At 33.9% G+C, this 21650-nt stretch carries 19 protein-coding genes, 1 other RNA gene and 1 pseudogene; 19 read left to right on the top strand and 2 right to left on the bottom strand.

The annotated features are described in order from the left end of the window. The first annotated feature begins 11 nt into the window (after positions 1-11). From ABH960_RS01100 to ABH960_RS01070, 7 genes and pseudogenes are all read left to right on the top strand, one after another. Positions 12-917: a tyrosine-type recombinase/integrase gene (locus ABH960_RS01100; protein ID WP_404442070.1), complete on the top strand. Its 906-nt coding sequence runs from the start codon at positions 12-14 to the stop codon at positions 915-917. Between the two features lie 599 nt (positions 918-1516). Next, positions 1517-2713, top strand: a complete 1197-nt coding sequence (locus tag ABH960_RS01095) for a hypothetical protein (RefSeq protein WP_404442067.1) — start codon at positions 1517-1519, stop codon at positions 2711-2713. Between the two features lie 588 nt (positions 2714-3301). Next, positions 3302-4945, top strand: coding sequence for a DUF4435 domain-containing protein (locus ABH960_RS01090; RefSeq protein ID WP_404442064.1), 1644 nt, complete (start codon positions 3302-3304; stop codon positions 4943-4945). 395 nt (positions 4946-5340) lie between these two features. Then, on the top strand, positions 5341-5934 hold the full coding sequence (locus ABH960_RS01085) for a recombinase family protein (protein WP_404442061.1): 594 nt from the start codon (positions 5341-5343) through the stop codon (positions 5932-5934). A 273-nt stretch (positions 5935-6207) separates the two neighbouring features. After that, positions 6208-6915 (top strand): hypothetical protein, encoded by a 708-nt coding sequence (locus tag ABH960_RS01080; RefSeq protein ID WP_404442058.1) that lies wholly within the window; start codon positions 6208-6210, stop codon positions 6913-6915. A 121-nt stretch (positions 6916-7036) separates the two neighbouring features. After that, positions 7037-8056 carry a hypothetical protein gene (locus tag ABH960_RS01075; protein WP_404442055.1) on the top strand — a complete coding sequence of 340 codons (1020 nt, stop codon included), beginning with the start codon at positions 7037-7039 and terminating at the stop codon, positions 8054-8056. 238 nt (positions 8057-8294) lie between these two features. Next, positions 8295-8411 (top strand): annotated as a pseudogene (locus ABH960_RS01070) (hypothetical protein); the annotation flags it as partial. 49 nt (positions 8412-8460) lie between these two features. Here the strand turns inward: ABH960_RS01070 and ABH960_RS01065 are convergent. Further along, positions 8461-9411, bottom strand: a complete 951-nt coding sequence (locus ABH960_RS01065; RefSeq protein ID WP_404442052.1) for a nucleoside hydrolase — start codon at positions 9409-9411, stop codon at positions 8461-8463. A gap of 284 nt (positions 9412-9695) precedes the next feature. Here ABH960_RS01065 and ABH960_RS01060 point away from each other — a divergent pair, with 284 nt between their 5' ends. The 5 genes from ABH960_RS01060 (at position 9696) to rnr (ending at position 14643) form a co-directional block, all read left to right on the top strand. Then, complete coding sequence (locus ABH960_RS01060) at positions 9696-10073, top strand: CidA/LrgA family holin-like protein (protein WP_199674426.1); 378 nt, start codon at positions 9696-9698, stop codon at positions 10071-10073. Further along, positions 10070-10762 (top strand): LrgB family protein, encoded by a 693-nt coding sequence (locus ABH960_RS01055; RefSeq protein ID WP_404442048.1) that lies wholly within the window; start codon positions 10070-10072, stop codon positions 10760-10762. Before ABH960_RS01060 ends, ABH960_RS01055 begins: the two co-directional genes overlap by 4 nt. A 96-nt stretch (positions 10763-10858) precedes the next feature. Next, the gene (gene secG, locus ABH960_RS01050) at positions 10859-11092 is read left to right on the top strand and encodes a preprotein translocase subunit SecG (RefSeq protein ID WP_002016062.1); all 234 of its coding nucleotides are present in this window, start codon (positions 10859-10861) and stop codon (positions 11090-11092) included. A gap of 161 nt (positions 11093-11253) precedes the next feature. Then, positions 11254-11994 (top strand): alpha/beta hydrolase, encoded by a 741-nt coding sequence (locus ABH960_RS01045; protein ID WP_162836430.1) that lies wholly within the window; start codon positions 11254-11256, stop codon positions 11992-11994. A 222-nt stretch (positions 11995-12216) separates the two neighbouring features. Beyond that, positions 12217-14643, top strand: coding sequence for a ribonuclease R (gene rnr, locus ABH960_RS01040; protein ID WP_404442614.1), 2427 nt, complete (start codon positions 12217-12219; stop codon positions 14641-14643). On the opposite strand, the gene ABH960_RS01035 is transcribed toward rnr, so the two are convergent. Beyond that, positions 14538-14927: a hypothetical protein gene (locus tag ABH960_RS01035; RefSeq protein ID WP_404442043.1), complete on the bottom strand. Its 390-nt coding sequence runs from the start codon at positions 14925-14927 to the stop codon at positions 14538-14540. The two genes, rnr and ABH960_RS01035, sit on opposite strands and share 106 nt — an antisense overlap. 54 nt (positions 14928-14981) lie before the next feature. Between ABH960_RS01035 and smpB the strand changes: the two genes are divergently transcribed. The 7 genes from smpB (at position 14982) to ABH960_RS01000 (ending at position 21289) form a co-directional block, all read left to right on the top strand. Then, positions 14982-15449, top strand: a complete 468-nt coding sequence (gene smpB, locus ABH960_RS01030; protein WP_002089531.1) for an SsrA-binding protein — start codon at positions 14982-14984, stop codon at positions 15447-15449. 125 nt (positions 15450-15574) lie between these two features. Then, positions 15575-15929: a transfer-messenger RNA gene (gene ssrA / locus ABH960_RS01025) on the top strand. A gap of 382 nt (positions 15930-16311) precedes the next feature. Then, positions 16312-16989 carry a response regulator transcription factor gene (locus tag ABH960_RS01020; protein WP_002089527.1) on the top strand — a complete coding sequence of 226 codons (678 nt, stop codon included), beginning with the start codon at positions 16312-16314 and terminating at the stop codon, positions 16987-16989. Between the two features lie 440 nt (positions 16990-17429). Then, a complete protein-coding gene (locus tag ABH960_RS01015) occupies positions 17430-18443 on the top strand; it encodes a siderophore ABC transporter substrate-binding protein (protein ID WP_404442611.1) in 1014 nt (337 codons plus the stop codon). Positions 18444-18462: 19 nt separating this feature from the next. Next, positions 18463-19479, top strand: a complete 1017-nt coding sequence (locus ABH960_RS01010; RefSeq protein WP_002144932.1) for an ABC transporter permease — start codon at positions 18463-18465, stop codon at positions 19477-19479. Then, positions 19476-20540 (top strand): iron chelate uptake ABC transporter family permease subunit, encoded by a 1065-nt coding sequence (locus ABH960_RS01005; RefSeq protein WP_002144933.1) that lies wholly within the window; start codon positions 19476-19478, stop codon positions 20538-20540. The genes ABH960_RS01010 and ABH960_RS01005 overlap by 4 nt, the downstream gene beginning before the upstream one ends. Further along, a complete protein-coding gene (locus ABH960_RS01000) occupies positions 20537-21289 on the top strand; it encodes an iron ABC transporter ATP-binding protein (RefSeq protein ID WP_404442038.1) in 753 nt (250 codons plus the stop codon). Before ABH960_RS01005 ends, ABH960_RS01000 begins: the two co-directional genes overlap by 4 nt. The last annotated feature ends 361 nt before the right edge of the window (positions 21290-21650 follow it).

Genomic DNA, 21650 nt, shown 5'->3' with positions numbered 1-21650 from the left:
AGGTTTTTTATATGTTAATAATGGATTTATTGAAGGAATTTACTTTTGATTTAAAAATAAAAAATTATGCACCTCGGACAATTGAAACGTATAATTATAATGCTGTTCAATTAATTAACTATTTGAGTGAACAACATGAGATATCTGAAATTGAAGATATTTCTTCTTTGCATATTAAAAAATTTATTCAATATCAACTAGAGGTAGGGAATAAACCAAGTTACATTAACACTATGATTAAATCGCTTCGAGCTTTTTATGTGTATTTGGTGGCAGAAGAATATGTAATGTTGAATATTTTAGCAAAGATAAAATTACTTAAAGAGGATAAAACCGTTATTAAAACATTTACAGACAAAGAAGTGGCAAAAATGATTGAAGCATACGATTTTAAAACATATTTAAATGCCCGTAACAAACTTATAATTGCTATGTTTGCTGATACAGGTATCAGAATGACAGAGCTAATTAACCTGCAATCAAGCTGGATTCATGATACTAATATGAAGATACTTGGTAAAGGTAGTAAGTGGCGTTATGTTCCTGTTAGTTTGATGTTAAGAAAGTACATGATACGTTATGAAAGGATTAAAGAAGCTTATTTCAAAAAGAAAATATTAGAATATGATAATTATTTTCTGTCTCGAAGTGGTAAACCATTAACAGGTGTACAAATTGAGAATATTGTTAAGCGTGCAGGTGAAAAAGCTCATGTTAGAGAAGATATACGATGCTCTCCTCATACATTAAGACATTATGCTATCCAATCTAACTTGAGAAATGGACTTGATTTGTATAGTTGTTCAAAGATAGCTGGGCATGAGAATATTCAAGTAACTAAGCGTTATCTGCAAGGAATCGAAACAGAGAATATTTTAGAAATGGCATCAAAGACAAGTCCGTTAATGAATTTATAGATACTTGCGGTAGCTACTTCGTAGCTCCGCATAGACCTCACTTCGTTCGGTGGGCTACGCCCTGCTTTTACAGCAATCTATTCTTGGTATTTCAAGATAAAAAATAATTTTAATGTTTAGATGAAAATGTTCTTAATTGAGTGGGGATTCTTTTAACGTAAAAACATATTAGTGTCAATAGTTATGTAACATGTTTTTTGACTTTTTTTATAATTTATGATATAATATTATTTGTAGTCAGGTTTAAGTGACCACAAAAACTAAAACATTAAGAACTAATTAAATACAACATTAAAAGAAACAAACCAAACACAAAATCATCCTCTTTTTATTAATGAGGTTATTTTGTGTTTTTTTGTTTTTGATAACATCCAATTGAAATTGATGTTGAAGGAGTGAAAATGAAGTCCAGATTTAAGCAAGCCGTTTTGGTACTTTTTCGGCTAGGCTTTAACAAGCGGTTTTTGCTTGTTAAAGGATGGTGGTAAAAAGTACATGATATACACATGAAAGTAAAGGGAATCACTTGTAATAAAAAATAAAATATTATTCTAAGTAATTACCTTTACTTAAAAATTTTAAAAAGGGATGGGAAAAGCATGGGAAAAACAATAGTTACAAAGAAAGAAGCAGTAGAACAATTTGGGTCTGAGGATTGTAAAAAGCATTTTATGAAATATAAGAAATTCACAAACAAGGATTTAGAAAAATCTTTAATAAATGAAATGAGAAGGTATTATCATTCGGTTAAAGCCATCAAAGCTGAAAAGGGTCGTGCTTATGTTTATGAACTTAGTGGTAAAAAAGATGAAGTTACACCTAAAGAAGATGGGCGGATTAATAATGGTGCTTGGAGTATTCCATACACAAAGAACATGGATATTATGGTTGTTTCTGTGTTAGAACAAGGTTTAGTCAAGGAAACTGCACACCCTCTTTCTAAATGGGCAGTTAACTTTGGTTTAATAACTCCTAATATGTACGAGTTATTGCAATCAAGATATAATGAGTTTTTGAGGTCACAGCACTTACAAGATTTGAAAGCAAATAATATTATTTTTGAAGGTGAAGAAAGAATCCTAGATGATTTTACTTATATGGTAAAGGAAATCAATAACCAGTTAGCAGGAACACTTAACCGAATGCAAAAGGCAGGTATTATTGAATATTATCCTGTTTACAAAGGTCATTTGATGGGAAAAGGTAAAACTATTAGCTTACATGAGGATACAGTTAAACAAATCTTAACACTAAAAAGAAAGTTGATGGAAAATTATAATGTAAATGATTGGTACATAAGTCTGTATAAAAACGCCTCAAAAACAAAAGCATATTATCAATCTTGGAGAAACGAACTTGCACAGGTAACAGATGAAAATGGTGATGTATTAGGATTGGATTATTTCTATAAGGTATACGCAATTATTTTGAAGGCAAGCAAGAAAAAGATTATCACATACCTTGAAAAATACAATAAGGATGTAATTGAGAAGTTTAAACAAAATGAAGGGTTATTTTTAACTGATAATGAAAGCACCTTTCATAGAGAACGACATGAATTTGTCTTGAAGAAAGCTCAGGAAGTGGAAAATAAATTCTTAGGCAAAAAAACAAAAACATATACATTAGAAAAAACTCTTCAAGAGGTTTATGGTATGGAAACAACAACAAAAACTTATTACAATGAAAGAGATTATTTCACTTTTGATGAAGGATATTACACATTATACTTTGAAAAATTGTATGCTGAACGTATCCAAAAACTTCAAGAATATTACAGCTATACATTTAAATAAATGTACCTTTAAAATTTAAAAAGGTCAACAAACGAGAATATGAGGTGTTGGAATTTTTGATTAACCTTATATAAAACATATATAATGCTAATCAAGCATTTCAAACATAAAGTGATAGAAATTCCCCCCCATTATTTTTAATGGGGGGGATAACTGTATAAAATAGGATTTTTATGTACAATGCTTCCGTCCATCTAAAAAAGTGTTACGTACGATTTTTGATGAAAAACTTGTTAATTAAGATGATTTTGCGTGTGTTTACCGTGTGATTTATAAATTGATATTACATTTTAAGGGAGGGAGGGTTGTAATTTCTTCCAACTTTCTAGTTCTTTAATTATGTTAAATAATTTATTTTGGTCGTTTGCACTAACTTTTTGAAGTAGCTTAATGTTGTTTCGGTAAGAGAATGACCCATTATGCTCAAAATTAATAATATCTATTTTTTTATAGAACCTTTTTAAATCAAAAAAATGTGAAATAGGATAAGTGTTGAACTAGCCTTTTTTGAATATTGTTCCTTCTATATTAAGGGATGTTATAATATTTGTTAAGAAGTATTTAATTTTAGGATAAAGGGGGATGTTTATGGAAGATAGAATGATAATATTACCTGATAAAGAGCTAGGAAATAAAGAATATAGTATTGGGAAATCTCAATCTGTAGTCATAATAGGAGCAAATGGGGCAGGAAAGAGTAGATTGGGTGCATGGATTGAACAAAATAACTTGGAGAATGTGCATAGGGTATCGGCACAACGCTCTTTAGAAATATCAAATTATGTTAATTTGAAGGGTTTTGAACAGGCATTTGATGACTTCTTTTGGGGGGATGCAAACTACAAAGGGCCTGAGCAAAAAAAGGGTATCAGATGGGGATGGGGAAAACATACCACCTCTTTATTGAATGACTATGATAAGGTTCTTACTACTCTATTTGCAAAACAAAGCAAGATAAATGATGAGTTTGTAAAAAAATGTAAGGAAAAAGAACGACAAGGATTACTTCATGATAAGGCACCAGAGACTGAGATTGATATAATCATTAAGATTTGGAAGGATATATATCCACATAGGGAACTTAAGCTGGAAGATGCGAAGGTTTCAGTTAGTTTTTCTGAAATGGAATATCATGGTAGTGAAATGAGTGATGGTGAAAGAGTAGCATTATATTTAATGGGACAGTGTTTATGTGCTCCACTAAACTCAATTATTATAATAGATGAACCTGAAATTCATCTGCATAAATCTATAATAAATAGATTATGGAATAAACTTGAAGAAGAACGACAAGATTGTTTATTTATATATATAACACACGACATCCAGTTTGCAACTGCACATAAGAATTGTAAGAAGTTATGGGTACATGAATATTTAGGGGATGAAATGTGGGAGCTGGAATTTATAAATGAAACGGAAGGATTACCTGAAGAGTTGCTATTAGAAATTTTAGGCTCAAGGAAAAGGCTCTTGTTTATTGAGGGGGATAGAGACAGTTTAGATTACTCGTTGTATAGGCATTTTTACGATGATTTTCATGTAATCCCATGTGGTAGCTGTACTAAGGTAATAGAATCTACCAAATCTATGAGAGGTAATACCCAATTGCACCATTTAGAGGTTTATGGATTAATTGATAGAGATTATAGAACAGAAGAAGAGATTAAATCTTTACAAGGTCATAACATCCTTACATTGGATATTGCGGAGGTCGAAAACCTTTTTTGTGTAGAAGAAATATTAGAAATGGTAGCTGAGCATATGATATTTAATGAAGAAAAAGTTCAGGAAGTTAAAGAAAGTATAATTCAGTCTTTTAAGCGGGATATTGATAAACAAATAAATAATGCTGTAGTTAATGAAATTAAATATAGATTATCGGTGTACGATGTAAATAAAAAGATTTTTTCGGAAATAGAGCAAGCTGTAAATGATTTACCTGATAGTCTAAATGTAAATGAAATTTATCAAAAAAATAAACTTATTTTTAGTAATCTCCTAGAGGAAGGTAAATATAGAGATGTTTTAAAATATTATAATCAAAAAGGGATATCAAAAACTATTGGAAGGTTCTTCGGGCATCAAAATAATGATTATTGTAACTTAGTTTTAAGGTTATTAAATACTGAGAAGAAAGAAAAAATTATACAAGGGTTATCGTTGTATTTGCCCGCTTTCCCTAGTTTAGAGAGTCCAGATTTACCTGTTATCCCTATTGGAGCCGATTAAAACTCATCTGAAGTGGAAAAATTTTGTTTTAAAAACAAGAAGTTAAAATCTTGTTAGATATACATTTTACAAAAAATATAGGTAAGTATCTCATGGAGAATTTTTGAATGAGGTAAAAGGATGAATGAAATGTTCATCCTTTTTATTTTACGACATATGTATTCATTAGTTATTTATATACGTTTGAAACAGCGTTTTAGGTAGATAATAGTATTTTTATATTATAATTTTTAAATAAATATGTACAAAATAATATAAGATTTAGTAAATGTTTGATTAAAGTGTATATAAATGTATCAATTGAGTACACTCTATTGATACATAGCGAGGTACTTGATATACTTAGGTTATTAACGTCTCATATAGATGTATCAAAATAAAAGGGTGAAATTCACATGAAATATGGTTATGCTCGTGTGTCATCAGCAGGTCAAAATTTAAGTGCACAAATTAAACAACTGCAAGAAGCAGGATGTGAAACTATCTTTAAAGAGAAGGTCAGTGGAAGGAAGAAAGAAGATAGAGAGCAGTTTAACATGCTCCTTGAGAAAGTACAAAAAGATGATACTATTGTTGTTACAAAATTAGACAGATTTGCTAGAAGTACTAAGGATGCTTTAAATACTATTGAGTACTTAAACAGCAAAGGAGTTGCCCTTATTGTCTTGAATATGGGTGGAGATAAGATTGATACAAGTACGGCAATTGGTAAGTTAATGATTACTGTTTTATCTGGAATAGCTGAGTTTGAAGCTGATATGATTAAGGAAAGACAATTAGAGGGCATTGAAGAAGCAAAGAAAAGAGGTGTCTATAAAGGGAGACCTAAGAAATACACTGAAAATAACAAAGGTTTACAGTATGCCCTTGAGTTATTTCACAACAGACCAACGAATAAGATGACAGTTAAAGAGATTGAGGAAATAACCAAGATAAGCAGGGCAACTCTTTATAGAACAGTAAGAGAACAGGAAAGTAGTGTCGAATGAAAAGAATTACCATATATAGAAAAAGGTAGGGGGCTCCATATCACCTTTTTGTATGATTTATTAATCGAATAGTGTATAAGCACATCTGCCCCCGCACTCTGAATAAAAAATCATGCTTGTTAAATTGTTTGGTCTCTTTATAGTGAAATATTATTATATATATTAATTTTATTTATTTTTATATTATGCTAAATGCTGGATTATTTTTCTTAAGTGTGTGGTTTTTGCAGTTATATATATGGAAGCTTATTTTTAATAGAGAGGAGATATAACTTGAAGGGGAATTTTAAAAGTTCAATAATGATTATTTTATTTTTGATGTTCGTATCTTTTGGCTATTTTAGTTTTAGATTAACTGAGAATGAAACAGATTTAACAAGTAAGGTATTGGGTTGGGGGATGAGTTATTTTTGTCTATATCTAAGTTTAACAATATTGTTTTCGAAAAGTAAAAATAGGTTTATTGATTTGTTGTTAAAGGTTCTTGGCTTTCCAATTTTATTAGTCATGCTAGTTCAGTATTATTTAGCACCAATCGTTACGATAATGATGTTTATAGTATTTTATATCTCTCCTACTGCTGTAGTTTTAAATTTATCGAATGTATTTTCTTTTTTTAAGCCTTACCTTGGTGGAATAATATATTTAGTTAATGTTTTTGCAGTTTTAGCCTTCGCTTACTTCGGTAACGGTATTATGAAGTTTGTAATGAGTACCTTTAAGACTAGGTTAGTTAAGGATGTATTAGATAAATACTCTACAGTCTTGTATACGAGAATTTACAGTTATGTGTTGATGATTTTAATTTATGTAATATATAATTTTATAACATTTTCACAAAGTGACCTTTTAAAAGTATTACCTATAGAGCCTGTTTCGGTTATTAAGGAAGTATTTGTAACTTTTGTTGCAATAGATACTTTGATTCAAATCTTATTAACCAAGAAAGAAAATAAACAATCTAAAATTGAAGCGTCTTAATAGAGGATGATTGATTGTTAAATAAATACTTCGTAACTAATTAATGGATTTTTGGTACAATAAGGATAGAAGATACATAGTTTTACAGTGGAATTTATTTATTATTATAGTGGAGGGAAAAATGGACTATATAATTGCGAATAAAGAATGGATATTTTCAGGTATTGGGATATTTATAGTAGGTGGGATAATTAGTTTTTTTAAAAAAAAATCTTCGGTCAAACCAATAAACAATAAATATCAAGATGGCAATAATAATATTCAAACAGATGGAACGGTAACAATAAATAACACAACTCATGTATATGAAAAAAAAGAGTCGGAAAAAAAAAGTCCACTAATTGAATTGGAAAATAAATTTTATTCTATTTTTGAGTATCATGGAGTCAGCAGGTTACAAATACCATCTTTTATTGATAAGAAGTTTAATATTGAGTACTCAGACATAGTTGATGAAAACTCAATCATTCCAAAACTTAATGAAGATTTACTTAGCTGGGTTTCTTTGAAATTTGGCATTAAAAGAAGTTGGTTTGATGAAAAGGATGAAATATCTTCAAGTAGATATATGTATGACAGTATCGATTGTTATAAGTATACAGGTGAATTTATAAGTTTGTTGAGTAAATTAATTGATGAATATCCTGTTTATGCTTATAAGAAGTATATTGAAGTTTATTTTCTTAAAACATTTAAAGAGTTTAAAGGGGATAGCTCAGGTGAGGGGGGGGTAGCTGATGTATTGGTAATCGTCAGTGTGAAAATAGGAAATACGACTACAAATAGTGTTAACAAATATATTTTGATTACACCACATCTAAGATGGGATTACTGGAAATCGAGACATGATATTAAAAGAATGATTAGAATAGCTGATAAGTTAGACATAACGACTATGGGGTATGATATCTCGGAAAGTGAATATTGTGAAATCAGTTCGAGGGAAGTGGTACCGAGGGCTATATTGAATCGAAAAAGAATGACTTGGTATCCAGAGGATTATGATGGTTCTTTTAATGATAGGATAGATGAAATTGAGTATGAGCATAGTAAATCATTCCAGGATTCCTTAAGGAGCATAGATGATAAAATTTATGAAATGCTTGAAGAGAAAAGACAGCAGTTTAAACAAAAGATTTAATAATGGTATGACATGAAGTTACTGGTATGTCTAAGGTGCTCTTTTTAGTGAAAATAAAAATTCAACTCATATGGTGGCTTGGATTCTTTATATTGAATAAGCTATACTATGATTAAACTAGTTCGTACACGGTTTAAGTTAAATGAGAAAAGGTGTTAATGAACTAAGTCATACAACCATATATAAATAGGAAGAAACAAGTTGGATAATATTGTTTTAATCATGTTTTTATAAAATTTCTATGAGCCGTACTGACCGTATTGCTAAGTACAACCAATTATTACGTATCGAAGACGAACTAGGCGAAATCGCTGTTTATGCTGGTTTACAATCTTTCTACAATATCAAACGATAATTGTAGAAAATAACGAAAGACCGTGAGAAATCACGGTCTTTTTTTTATGTTAAAATTGTTCATCTGTCATGAATGACATGAAATATTTAAAAAAGAGATTGTAATCAAAATCTATAGCAATTTGCTGTGAGGGCCGATTGACGAATGGGCTTGATCCTACTAAAGAGCGGAAATCACCGATGCTTACTCCTTGAGCGTAAGATTCGGTCATGACGGTAATTGGTGATTTGTAGTAGGTAAACATAGAATTATCAAGTAAAGCTAATATCGGTAGCGTGTCATGAAAAGGGCAGCCTTTTAATTGTGGTAAAATTTTTTCGTAATATCCATAGTAGTAATGATCGAATAGAGGTTTGACGAGAGAAGCCTTTCCTTTCGCCTCAATATATTCAGCCATGTCAGGTGTAACGATGGAATACTGCGTTACATTTAACGGGTATATGTACATGTTGGATGCGGATTGTAATACAATGTTAGCCGCGATTGGATCACCATAAAAATTCGCTTCTGATACGGGAGTTACATTACCTGGGTGCAAAAAGGAACCACCCATTACATAATAAGATTTAATTTGCTGCATTAAGTTTTTATATAAAATAAATAAAATAGCTAGGGAAGTGAGTCGCCCTAAACTTACAATGATTAGTTCGTCTTTATACTGCTCGATAAGAGGGATAACTTCAAAGAAATTCTCCATTTCTCCGTTTTGTAACTTTTCATTTGGGATGATTGGTCCTAATCCTTTTTTACCGTGAACATCGGTAAAAAAAGCAGGTGGACATCCATTGAGAGGACGTTCTGAACCACCGAATATTTTTATATCTCTATTTATTGATTTTTGTTTAAGAAAATGAGCATTTTGTACGGCCATTTCTTTTGGAACATTGCCGTAATCAGCGACAATCCCAACGATGTCAATTTCATCGATAAAGAATGCGAGGAGGAGGGCTATCGTATCGTCGATTCCAGGGTCACAAAAAATGAGAACTTTTTTAGACATATGTTCACCACCTATCTTTATATATATGTGTGCTAGAGAGAAGGCAGAATGAAAATGGAGTTAAGGGTTTTATTTTATTGAAATAATAACCATAAAAATTCAGAAAATATAAACTTTATATATTAGGTCAAGGTTTTTGACGTAAATTACATTCGGAAACGCAGTCATATCAAGGGTGTAAGCGTATAATATAGTGGATTTTCGTTGTTGATTTGATAAATTGCAGGTTTTTACAATTTATACTATGATAAGGATATTAACAGAAGATCGTATAAACATGAGGGATGATGAACATGAAACTTACAAAGATTCTTGTCCAAATTGCTGCTCTTTATGTATTTTATATGGTTGGAAATTGGGTGCAAGAAATGTTGAATATTCCGATTCCGGGAAGTTTGATTGGTATGTTCCTCCTACTTGTTTTACTTAGCCTAAAAGTACTTCCAGTGAAATGGTTTGATTTAGGAGCAGAAACACTCGTTGCTATTATGCCGTTTTTATTAATTCCGCCAACGCTTGGCTTAATGAATTACGGTGCTTTTTTTATGAGTAAAGGAATTTCTCTTTTCATTACAGTTGTAGCGAGTACGTTTTTAATTATTATTGTCGCAGGACATACAGGACAATATCTTGCGAATAGAAAGGAAAAAGAGACACAATGAGCCAAATATTAATCGGAATCGGTTGGGTTCTTTTTACGGTGCTATTATATCAATTATCTAAAAAAATCTACGGATTATTTCCAACGCCATTTACCATTCCAATGCTTGTTGCAACAGGATTAATGGCTTTCTTATTTATAGTGCTTGATATACCATATCAAAATTATATGGAAAGTGGTGGTGGCTGGATTGCGAAGCTACTCGGACCAGGTGTTGTAGCATTTGCAATCCCGCTTTATAAACAACGTCATGTTCTGCAAAAATATGTTGTACCAATTGCTGGTGGTGTATTAGTAGGTACAACAGTTGCTATTGCAAGTGATTTTGCTATCGCCACACTTATGGGAACAGATAAAAGCTTAATTTTATCTTCTTTACCAAAATCAGTGACAATGCCAGTTGCGATGAGTGTATCTGAACAAGTTGGTGGTGTCCCGTCCTTAACAGCAGCATTCGTCGTTATCGCAGGGATTACTGGAACGATTTCAGGACCAATTTTATTAAAATGGAGCCGTGTTACAAACTCAGTTGGTAAAGGGATTGGCTTTGGATGTGCGTCTCATATTATGGGTGTTATGAGAGCGATGAAAAATAATGAGCATGAAGGTGTTATTGGATCGGTAACAATGACATTAACAGCAATTTTGACATGTTTGCTCGGACCGTTATTCGCAATGGTGTTTATGTAATAGAAGAAAAGCGAGAGCGACACTATAGGCTCTCGCTTTTCTATAGGATTTATGCTAACATTTAAACTAACTGAATCTTTGTAGGAGGTACGCCAAGTGCATACGTTATTATCAGTGTTACTTATTATTGTATCGATTTTAATGATTGTTATGGTACTTATGCAGTCTAGTAATAGCTCAGGCCTTTCAGGCGCTATTTCAGGTGGTGCAGAGCAATTGTTTGGTAAGCAAAAAGCACGTGGAATTGAAGCGGTATTAAACCGTGTTACAGTTGTCTTAGCTGTACTATTCTTCGTACTAACAATTGGTGTTACGTACTTAAATTTATAAAATTAAAAGAAGAAGCGTTAGCGGATTATGCTAATGGTTCTTCTTTTTTTGATTTGTTATTCAAAAAAAGTTTCTAATTAGATTATAGAATTATAAATATGGTACACTAAGAATAGAAAGAATACGACTAGATTACAGAAGAGAAAGAGGAGAAGTACATGATGAAATTAGCATCTCCGAAACCATTTACATTTGAAGGTGGAGACCGCGCTGTTTTATTATTACATGGATTCACAGGGAACTCAGCTGACGTACGCATGCTAGGGCGTTTCTTAGAGAAGAAAGGCTATACTTGTCATGCGCCAATTTACAAAGGACACGGTGTACCACCAGAAGAGCTTGTTCATACAGGCCCTGAAGACTGGTGGAAAGATGTAATGAATGCCTACCAGCATTTAAAAGATCAAGGTTACGAGAAAATAGCTGCGGTTGGATTATCATTAGGCGGAGTATTCTCATTAAAACTTGCTTATACATTACCGATTTTAGGTGTTGTACCAATGTGTGCACCGATGTACATTAAAAGTGAAGAAATTATGTACCAAGGTATATTGGCATATGCCCGCGAATATAAAAAGCGTGAGCAAAAATCACCAGAACGAATTGAGCAGGAAATGTTTGAATTTAAACAGACACCAATGAATACATTAAAAGCATTACAGGAGTTGATTCGTGACGTACGCAATAATGTTGATATGATTTATGCTCCAACATTCGTTGTACAAGCACGTCATGATGAGATGATTAATACAGATAGTGCTAACATTATTTATAACGGTGTAGAATCTACGTTAAAAGACATTAAATGGTATGAAGACTCTACGCATGTCATTACACTTGATAAAGAACGTGATGTGCTACATGAGGATGTATATAACTTCTTGGAGCAACTAGATTGGTAAGGTCTAGTTGCCTCTTTTTTTCATAAGGGAATTTTTATCCCGCTATTTGTGGGCTAATAATCAGTGGGGACGGACAAAAAACCACTGGTTAAAGTTACACTTTATGAAAGCTGTAAAAAATCATTGGGAGATGATTAAAGTTTCACTTTATACATCCCCCATCTTTCGGATACACTAAATAATATAAGGGTTTAAAGGAGGTATTTCTGCTTGGAAGAAATCATGCAAGAACATATTGATAAGTTGTTATTATTTATGAGGGAAGAAGCGTATAAACCGTTAACGATACAAGAATTAGAATCGGCATTTGGAATCGAAGGCTCTGAGGGCTTTAAAGATTTCGTAAAGGCACTTGTAATGATGGAAGAGAAGGGGCTTGTTATCCGCACACGTAGTAACCGCTACGGTCTTCCAGAAAAAATGAATTTAGTACGCGGTAAATTAATTGGGCACGCACGTGGTTTTGCGTTCGTTGTTCCAGAAGAGAAGAAAACTGGAGATGATGATCTTTTCATTCCACCCACAGAATTAAACGGCGCACTTCATGGTGATACAGTATTAGCACGTGTTAGCTCACAATCAAGTGGATCACGCCCAGAAGGTACAATCGTTCGTATTTTAGAGCGTGGAACGAAAGAATTAGTTGGTACATATACAGAATCGAAGAACTTTGGGTTTGTTATACCTGATAATAAGCGTTGGACAAGTGATATTTTCATCTTGAAAAGCGCATCAATGGGCGCTGTAGAAGGCCATAAAGTAGTTGTGAAAATTACGAGTTATCCAGAGAATCGTTTAAGTGCGGAAGGTGAAGTTATTCAAATTCTAGGTCATAAAAATGACCCAGGGGTAGATATTTTATCTGTTATTCATAAACATCATTTACCTTTAGCGTTCCCTGAAGAGGTGATGGAGCATGCAAACAGTGTACCAGAAACGATTTCAGAAGAAGATATAAAAGATCGCCGTGATTTACGTGATCAAATGATTGTTACAATTGACGGTGCAGATGCAAAAGACTTAGATGATGCTGTTACAGTAACGAAGCTTGAGAACGGTAACTATAAGCTTGGCGTTCATATTGCGGATGTAAGTCATTACGTTCAAGAAGGTTCTCCAATTGATGTTGAAGCGGCAGAGAGAGCAACGAGTGTATATCTTGTAGACCGTGTAATTCCGATGATTCCGCATCGTTTATCAAACGGTATTTGTTCATTAAATCCGAAAGTAGACCGTCTGACACTATCTTGTGAAATGGAAATCAACAATCTAGGCGATGTTGTAAAACACGAGATTTTCCAAAGTGTAATTAAAACGACAGAGCGTATGACGTATGCTGACGTAAGAAGCATTTTAGAAGATGAAGACGAAGCGCTAATTGAACGCTACGAGCCGCTAGTACCAATGTTTAAAGAAATGGGGCAGTTAGCACAAATTTTACGTGAAAAACGTATGCGCCGTGGTGCGATTGACTTTGACTTTAAAGAAGCGAAAGTACTAGTAGATGAAGAAGGAAAACCGACTGATGTTGTAATGCGTGATCGTTCTGTATCAGAGAAGTTAATTGAAGAGTTTATGCTTGTTGCGAACGAAACAGTAGCGGAGCATTTCCACTGGATGAACGTACCGTTTATGTACCGTGTCCATGAAGATCCGAAAGAAGATAAGCTTGAGCGTTTCTTCGAGTTTGTAACAAACTTCGGATATGCAGTAAAAGGACGTGCGAATGAAATACACCCTCGTGCATTGCAGCAAATTCTTGAAATGGTTCAAGGTCAGCCGGAAGAAATAGTCATTTCAACAGTTATGCTTCGTTCTATGAAGCAAGCACGTTACGATTCGAACAGCTTAGGACATTTTGGTTTATCAACTGAGTTCTACACGCATTTCACATCGCCAATTCGTCGTTACCCAGATACGATTGTTCATAGATTGATTCGTGAATACATCATTAATGGTAAAGTAGACAACGAAACGCAAGCGAAATGGCGTGAAAACTTACCTGAGATTGCAGAGCACTCTTCTAATATGGAACGCCGCGCTGTTGAAGCAGAGCGTGAAACAGATGAAATGAAAAAAGCAGAGTATATGGTTGATAAGATTGGCGAAGAGTATGACGGTATGATTAGCTCTGTAACAAACTTCGGTTTATTCGTAGAGCTTCCAAATACAATTGAAGGTCTTGTACACGTTAGCTATTTAACAGATGATTACTACCGTTATGACGAAAAACATTTTGCGATGATTGGGGAACGTACAGGTAACGTATTCCGCATCGGTGACGAAATTACAATTCGTGTTATTAACGTAAATAAAGACGAGCGCGCAATCGACTTTGAAATCGTTGGCATGAAAGGCACACCTCGTCGTAAGTTCAAAGATCGTCCAGTTGTGATTGAACAGCCAAGAACAGGCAGAAAGAAACGCGGTGGACGTAGCGAACGTAGTAATGAGCGCGGTGGTGAACGCGGCACAGGAAGAAAGTTTGATCGTGGTGGACAAGGAAAAGGAAAAGCATCAGCATCTGCATCCACATCCGCTAGTCAGCCAGGGAAAAAAGATGGTAATGGTAATGGTAATGGTAAGAAGAAAAAAGGATTCTTTGAAAATGTACCAGGATTCAAGAAGAAAAAGAAAAAGCGCAAGTAAGAAAAGAGTGGCTTCGCCTTACATTCTGAGCGAGCCACTTTCGCTTTTTGTTGTAAGCTAGCTACAGTGGCTAGAATGTTTGGCGGCTTCGCTTCTTCCCAGGAGGCAAAGAGCGCCTCAAGGTCAGAAGCTCCAATGTCCAAAGATTCTGAGCGAGCCACTTTCGCTTTTGGTTGAATCCAGCTACAGTGGCTAGAATCTATTGGCCATTTCGCGCCCTCGGACGAAGCAAAAAGCGCTTCTTTGTCGGGAGCTCCAATGTCCAAAGATTCTGAGCGAGCCACTTTCGCTTTTGGTTTACATTTGTTACAATAGTAAAAATAGAGGAGGGACGTTATATGCCAAAGGGTACAGGTAAGGTTATTGCGCAAAATAAAAAAGCATTTCATGATTATTTCATCGAAGAAACATACGAAGCAGGGCTTGTCCTTCAAGGAACGGAAATTAAGTCGATTCGCGCTGGACGCGTGAACTTGAAAGACGCGTTTGCACGTATACATAACGGTGAAGTATGGGTTCATAATATGCATATTAATACATATGAACAAGGGAATCGTTTTAATCACGATCCGCTTCGTACAAGAAAGTTACTTCTTCATAAGAAAGAAATTGATAAGCTAGCAGGTTATGCAAAAGAAACAGGTTATGCATTAATTCCAGTTAGAATCTATTTGAAAAATGGATTTGCGAAAATGGCACTTGGTTTAGCAAAAGGTAAGAAGCAATATGATAAGCGTCACGATTTAAAAGAGAAAGAAGCTAAACGTGAAATTGCACGCGTGTTCCGTGATCGTCAAAAGATGTAATACAGATATTTACATTTGTAAAACGGCGCGCGTATGATATAATAACTTATGTAAGATTGTTGCACATTGAAAAACAGCTCTTAGTAGCTATCACGATATTTCTTCGTATGCTCCATTTTTATCATGGGGACGTTACGGATTCGACAGGGATAGTTCGAGCTTAGGTTGCGAGTCGAGGGGATCGGCCTCGTTAAAACGTCAAAGCCTATAATTGGCAAACAAAACAATCTTTCTTTAGCTGCTTAATTGCACTAAAGGTTCCTCCCTCCATCGTCCATGTGGTAGGGTAAGGGACTCAAACTAAGTGGACTACGCCGGAGTTCGCCGTCTGAGGGCGAAGGAAGAGAACAATCAGACTAGCAACTTGGAAGCCTGTCGATAGGCTGAAGAGTTCGCGAAATGCTAATATATCGACTACACTCGTAGAAGCTTAAGTGCCGATATTTTTGGACGTGGGTTCGACTCCCACCGTCTCCACCAATACATAACTGTTTGGTGGTTTTTTATTTTGTATGATATGAACCATAACTTTGCCAGAGTGGCGGGGGTATGGTTCTTTTTGTTTTGTGGTTTGATAAAATGCTTAAGTTGAGGACGGTACCCTTGAAACAGAAACTGAGGGAATCGTTATTGATAATAAGCAGCTAGATAATATAGTTGCTCTTAATGATTAAATAATATGTATTTAAATCTTCATATATTTTGTGTTTTTATCCATATCTATTGTAAGATTATATAGAGTTCTCCTAATAAGCTGTTATAATGGCTTTTTTTAGGGATTTAATATTTATAAATCTTAAATTATTTTTTGGGGATAACTTTTTATCTAACTAAGTTATATTGAAGTAGAGGTGAACCATCGGTGAAGCAGGTGTTAGTAATTAAGAATGAACGGTCTTTTGCAAAGAAAATCGTAAGCGGTCTAACGCAAGAGGGCTATTTCATTTTAAAACTTCACAATGAAAACCAAGGTTTAAATATAGTATATGAACAAGATTGGGATATTATCATATTGGATTGGGATTCATTAAGTATATCGGGGCCAGAAATTTGTAGACAAATACGACTTGTTAAAACGACACCGATAATTATTGTGACCGACAATATTTCTAGCAAGGATTGCATAGCAGGGCTACAAGCAGGAGCAGATGATTATATAAGAAAACCATTTGTGAAAGAAGAATTAGTAGCAAGGGTTCAAGCTATTTTAAGGAGAAGTGACTGTATCCAGCAAAATGAGACAAACTTTTTTCAGTTTAAAGATCTCTTTGTGGATGCATCTAGCCATATTGTGAAAAAAGGTGGTAAAAATCTCTCGCTTACGAAGCGCGAGTACGATTTACTTGTATTTTTAATTAAGAATAAAAATACAATATTGAGTCGTGAAATGCTTTTGAATCAGGTTTGGGGATATAACGTAGTAGTCAATCCAAATGTAGTAGACTTATATATTGGGTATGTAAGAAAAAAGTTAAAGTGCGAGAAGAAAGAGAGATATATTCAAACGATACATGGCAGAGGCTATTCAATGGTTGAATGATAAAAATAAAATAATAGGTAAAGTACAGTTTTACTCGTTTTTTCTATTAAACCTGATAATCAAATAGTTTCTGTGAAATATTAAAAGACGGAAACTATAAAAAGAAGATTACTACCAGGCAATGGATTATGAAAAATTAGCTATTAATGGGCATTTTTTTTGTAGCAGAAATCATGGTTTATAAGGTGCCCAATCTATTGATTAGTACGTGTGGGGGATGACTCTGGTGCGCATTAGATGAGACTGTATCTAATTTATGTTTAATTTTATTAACTCACACCATTCACAAGATTTTCACATAATTAATGACTATACTTATTAACAGGATATTCAAATGAAAATGATTATCAATAGCAATTTAGATGCATAAAGGTTACTATCTAATTTAATCTATGGACGTTATCATTTTCGAACTAAATTACATTATAAGGAGTATACGTATGAAAAAAACTATGCTTTTAAAATTAGTAAGTATTTTAGCAATTTTCACTTTAATGTTAGCAGCTTGCTCGGATTCAAGTAAGGAAACTTCGAAAGCTAATAAAGGTGATAGTAGTGATAAGCCAAAAACAGTTGAAATCACTGATGCACATGGAACTGTTAAAGTCCCTGTAAATCCAAAAAATGTAGTTGCTTTGGATAATAGAACTTTTGAAACTTTAGCTGATTGGGGAATTAAATTAGCGGCTGCTCCAAAGGATGTAATGCCTGCAGATTCAGCATATGTAAAGGATAGTAAAGTTCAAAATATTGGAAATCACCGCGAACCAAATCTTGAAATTATTGCAGCGGCAAACCCTGACCTTGTAATCGTTGGTCAAAGATTTGCTGGCCATTACGAAGAGATCAAAAAATTAGTGCCAAATGCAGCTGTTATTGATCTTAATGTTGATGTTTCTGAGAAAGCTACTAAGCCTGGAGAAAACTTAGTAAAAGGGCTTAAAGATTCTACAATTTCTTTAGGAAAAATCTTTGATAAAGATAAAGAAGCTAAAAAATTAGTAGCTGATTTTGATAAATCTATTGAAAATGTAAAATCTGCTTATAATGGAAAAGATAAAGTTATGAGTGTTATCGTTACTGGTGGGAATATTGGTTTTGCTGCTCCTCACTCTGGTCGCGTTTGGGGACCAATGTATGAAATTTTCGGTTGGACTCCAGCACTAGAAGTATCTAATTCTACTGCAGGTCATAAAGGTGATGACGTTTCTGTTGAAGCTATTGCACAAACAAATCCTGATTGGCTTTTCGTATTAGATCGTGATGCTGCAACATCTGATGCTGCTACTTCAGCTCCTGCTAAAGATGTTATTTCTAAATCACCTGCTCTTCAAAACACAACTGCTGTTTCTAAAAAACAGGTTGTTTATGCACCAGAAGATACTTACACAAATGAATCAATTCAGACTTACATAGAGTTATTTGGTAATATTGCAAAAACTTTAGCTAAGTAGTGTAAAGGAGTACGAAACAGTGTCAAAAAATATGATTTCTAGGGTTGAGAATACTTCTCAACCCCGGTTTTATAATCACAATAAAATATGGACAAAACCTTTTATAATAGCGATTATGATTGTTATAATTTTAGGGATTATATCACTGTTTACTGGAGTTTATGATATACGCGGACAAGAGGACGGAATGGAGATGTTTTTTATAACTCGTGTTCCGAGAACAGTTGCATTAATGCTTACTGGTGCTGCAATGGCGATGGCAGGACTCGTAATGCAACTCATTACACAGAATCGTTTTGTTGAACCTACTACAACGGGGACTATTGAATGGTCAGGCTTAGGCCTGCTTTTTGTATATTTATTATTTCCTGCCCCGACTTTAGTTCAAAGAATGACTGGTGCAATCATTTTTTCTTTTATAGGAACTATGATTTTCTTTTTATTTTTAAGAAGAGTTAAACTTCGTTCGTCTTTAATTGTCCCGATTATCGGATTGATGCTTGGAGCAGTTATTTCTGCAGTGTCTACTTTTTTGGGACTCCTTTTTCAAATGACGCAAAGTATTGAAACCTGGTTTGTAGGTTCATTTGCTAACGTTCAGGTTGGAAGATATGAATATTTATGGCTGATTGTTATCATTACTTTGCTTATTTTTATGTATGCTAATAGATTGACTTTAGCTGGACTAGGAGAAGATGTCGCAACAAGCCTTGGAGTTAATTACAATAGAATTGTTCTTTTTGGGACTGGCCTTATCTCTGTTGCAGTTGGAATTGTTGCAGCTGTTATTGGACACTTACCTTTCTTGGGATTAATTGTTCCAAATATTGTTTCAATGTTTAGAGGTGATGATCTTAGGAGTAATTTACCTTGGGTATGTGTGATCGGAATGGGGACAATAACTGCCTGTGACATCATTTCTCGAACAATTATAAAGCCGTTTGAAGTACCTGTTTCTTTAATACTTGCAACAGTGGGAGCAGTCGTGTTTATTACTATTTTATTGAGACAAAGAAAACCAAGGAGGCTACGATGATCACATTAGAATATAGAAATAAAGAAAATGTCGAAATCGATTCTAGCCTTCATAATGAAAGTAGATCAGCTAGTGCTTTTCGTTCTAAGAAGGAAGCAAGACGTTATTGGATTTTACTGATAACATTGATTGCTTTAGGCCTCCTTTCTTCATATGGACTTTTAGTTTATAACAATCCAGTTCCGATAGATTCACCTTCTTTTATCCCAGTTGTTAAGAGAAGGATAGTAGCTATTGTTGCGATGATTATTGCTGCAGTTTGTCATAGTTTGTCGACAGTTGCTTTCCAATCTATTACGAATAATAAAATTATTACTCCTTCGCTTTTAGGTTTCGAATCACTTTATTCAGCAATTCAAACGAGTACAATATTCTTCTTTGGTGCTAGTGCATTGATAAATTTTAGTGGAATTGGATCATTTTTATTCCAAGTTGTTGTTATGGTCTTCATGAGTTTGATACTTTATGGATGGTTACTTTCCGGTAAATACGGGAATTTACAACTTATGCTTTTAGTTGGAATTATTATTGGTACCGGGCTAAATTCTGTGTCAACTTTCATGAGAAAACTACTTGCGCCTTCAGAGTTTGATATTTTACAAGCAAGGTTATTTGGTTCTGTTAATCATGCAGATCCTGCATATTTTCCTATTGTAATTCCTATGGTCATAATTGTAGCAGTATTAATTTTGGCTCATTCTAAGAATTTGAATGTTTTGTCACTAGGAAAGGATGTTGCTACTTCCTTTGGGGTTAAATATCAACCTAGTGTAATTTATACGCTTGTATTAGTTGCTATTTTGATGTCCATTTCAACAGCTCTAATTGGGCCACTTACTTTCTACGGCTTTTTAGTAGCAACTTTGAGTTATCAGGCGGCGTCAACTTATGATCATAGATATATTTTTCCAATGGCTTTTGCAATAGGATTTTTGATAATGACGAGTGCATACTTTTTAATGTATCATGTATTCCATGCTCAAGGTGTAGTTTCAGTTATTATTGAATTATTTGGTGGAATCATATTCTTAACTATAGTTTTAAGGAAGAGGGCTTTATGATAAAAATTGATAACGTTAAAAAGTTCTATACTGATAAGGTAAAAATAGGACCTTTGGATATTGAAATACCAAAAGCGGGCTTTACTTCTTTAATTGGACCAAATGGTGCTGGAAAGTCTACGACACTATTGATGATTGGAAGACTCTTAGATATGGATGAAGGCCAAATTCAAGTAGCGAATATGGATGTTTCTGAATCCAAATCAAAAGACTTAGCAAAAATTTTGACTATATTGCGACAAGAAAATCATTTTGTAACGAGGCTTACTATTAGACAACTAGTTGGGTTTGGGCGCTTTCCTTATTCAAAGGGAAGGTTAACTAAAGAGGATGAATCTATTATTTCTAAATATATCGATTTCTTGGATTTAACTAATTTAGAGAATAGATATTTAGATGAGCTTTCTGGTGGTCAAAGGCAAAGAGCATATGTAGCGATGGTATTGTGCCAAGAGACTGAATATGTACTTTTGGACGAGCCTCTGAACAACCTTGATGTTGCTCGTTCTGTTCAAATGATGGAGCATTTGAGACGTGCAGCTAATGAATTCGGAAGAACAATTTTGACTGTTATGCATGACATAAATTTTGCTGCTAAATACTCTGACAAAATTTGTGCTATGAAAGATGGACAAATTGCTGCTTTTGGAACAGTGGAAGAGGTTATGGACCCAACAATTTTGACAGATATTTTTGAAACAAAAATAGAAATTATCAATGGTCCTTATGGGCCAATCGCTGTTTATTAGTTACAAAGTGTAAAAAATGAGTATGTCAAAAAAATACTGTAGCTTGCGTAAATCATGCCAGCTACTCTAGTTGAAGTTGCTGTCTGTATTTTATAGGCAGCAGCTTTTTTTTATGTGATTGCCGCCCATGAGGACTCTTAATATTTCTGGATGCTCGTAACAGTCCTGCATGTATTTCATTACTTCTAGTCCTGCGACGCTTCCAACAATAAACTTGTAAATTACTCATAAAATGCAAAGGAATGCTTCACCTTTTCAAGTATCTACCAAACGAAAAATTTATCTCTGTATAACTTTTTATAAGAATTCAGCTTGTTTTTTTGTATGCAATATTGCATATAAGAGTGTATTGATAAAAGTG

The organism is Bacillus sp. RC252, assembly GCF_044909215.1.
In the GTDB taxonomy this organism is placed as follows: Bacteria; Bacillota; Bacilli; order Bacillales; family Bacillaceae_G; genus Bacillus_A; species Bacillus_A mycoides.
This window is presented reverse-complemented; position numbering and strand designations above follow the sequence as displayed.

Excerpts from the sequence above, each read along its gene's own strand:
- ABH960_RS01100 (WP_404442070.1), top strand. The coding sequence starts at position 12 with ATGTTAATAATGGATTTATTGAAGGAATTTACTTTTGATTTAAAAATA.
- ABH960_RS01095 (WP_404442067.1), top strand. The coding sequence starts at position 1,517 with ATGGGAAAAACAATAGTTACAAAGAAAGAAGCAGTAGAACAATTTGGG.
- ABH960_RS01090 (WP_404442064.1), top strand. The coding sequence starts at position 3,302 with ATGGAAGATAGAATGATAATATTACCTGATAAAGAGCTAGGAAATAAA.
- ABH960_RS01085 (WP_404442061.1), top strand. The coding sequence starts at position 5,341 with ATGAAATATGGTTATGCTCGTGTGTCATCAGCAGGTCAAAATTTAAGT.
- ABH960_RS01075 (WP_404442055.1), top strand. The coding sequence starts at position 7,037 with ATGGACTATATAATTGCGAATAAAGAATGGATATTTTCAGGTATTGGG.
- ABH960_RS01065 (WP_404442052.1), bottom strand. The coding sequence starts at position 9,411 with ATGTCTAAAAAAGTTCTCATTTTTTGTGACCCTGGAATCGACGATACG.
- ABH960_RS01060 (WP_199674426.1), top strand. The coding sequence starts at position 9,696 with ATGATGAACATGAAACTTACAAAGATTCTTGTCCAAATTGCTGCTCTT.
- ABH960_RS01055 (WP_404442048.1), top strand. The coding sequence starts at position 10,070 with ATGAGCCAAATATTAATCGGAATCGGTTGGGTTCTTTTTACGGTGCTA.
- ABH960_RS01045 (WP_162836430.1), top strand. The coding sequence starts at position 11,254 with ATGAAATTAGCATCTCCGAAACCATTTACATTTGAAGGTGGAGACCGC.
- rnr (WP_404442614.1), top strand. The coding sequence starts at position 12,217 with ATGCAAGAACATATTGATAAGTTGTTATTATTTATGAGGGAAGAAGCG.
- smpB (WP_002089531.1), top strand. The coding sequence starts at position 14,982 with ATGCCAAAGGGTACAGGTAAGGTTATTGCGCAAAATAAAAAAGCATTT.
- ABH960_RS01015 (WP_404442611.1), top strand. The coding sequence starts at position 17,430 with ATGAAAAAAACTATGCTTTTAAAATTAGTAAGTATTTTAGCAATTTTC.
- ABH960_RS01005 (WP_002144933.1), top strand. The coding sequence starts at position 19,476 with ATGATCACATTAGAATATAGAAATAAAGAAAATGTCGAAATCGATTCT.
- ABH960_RS01000 (WP_404442038.1), top strand. The coding sequence starts at position 20,537 with ATGATAAAAATTGATAACGTTAAAAAGTTCTATACTGATAAGGTAAAA.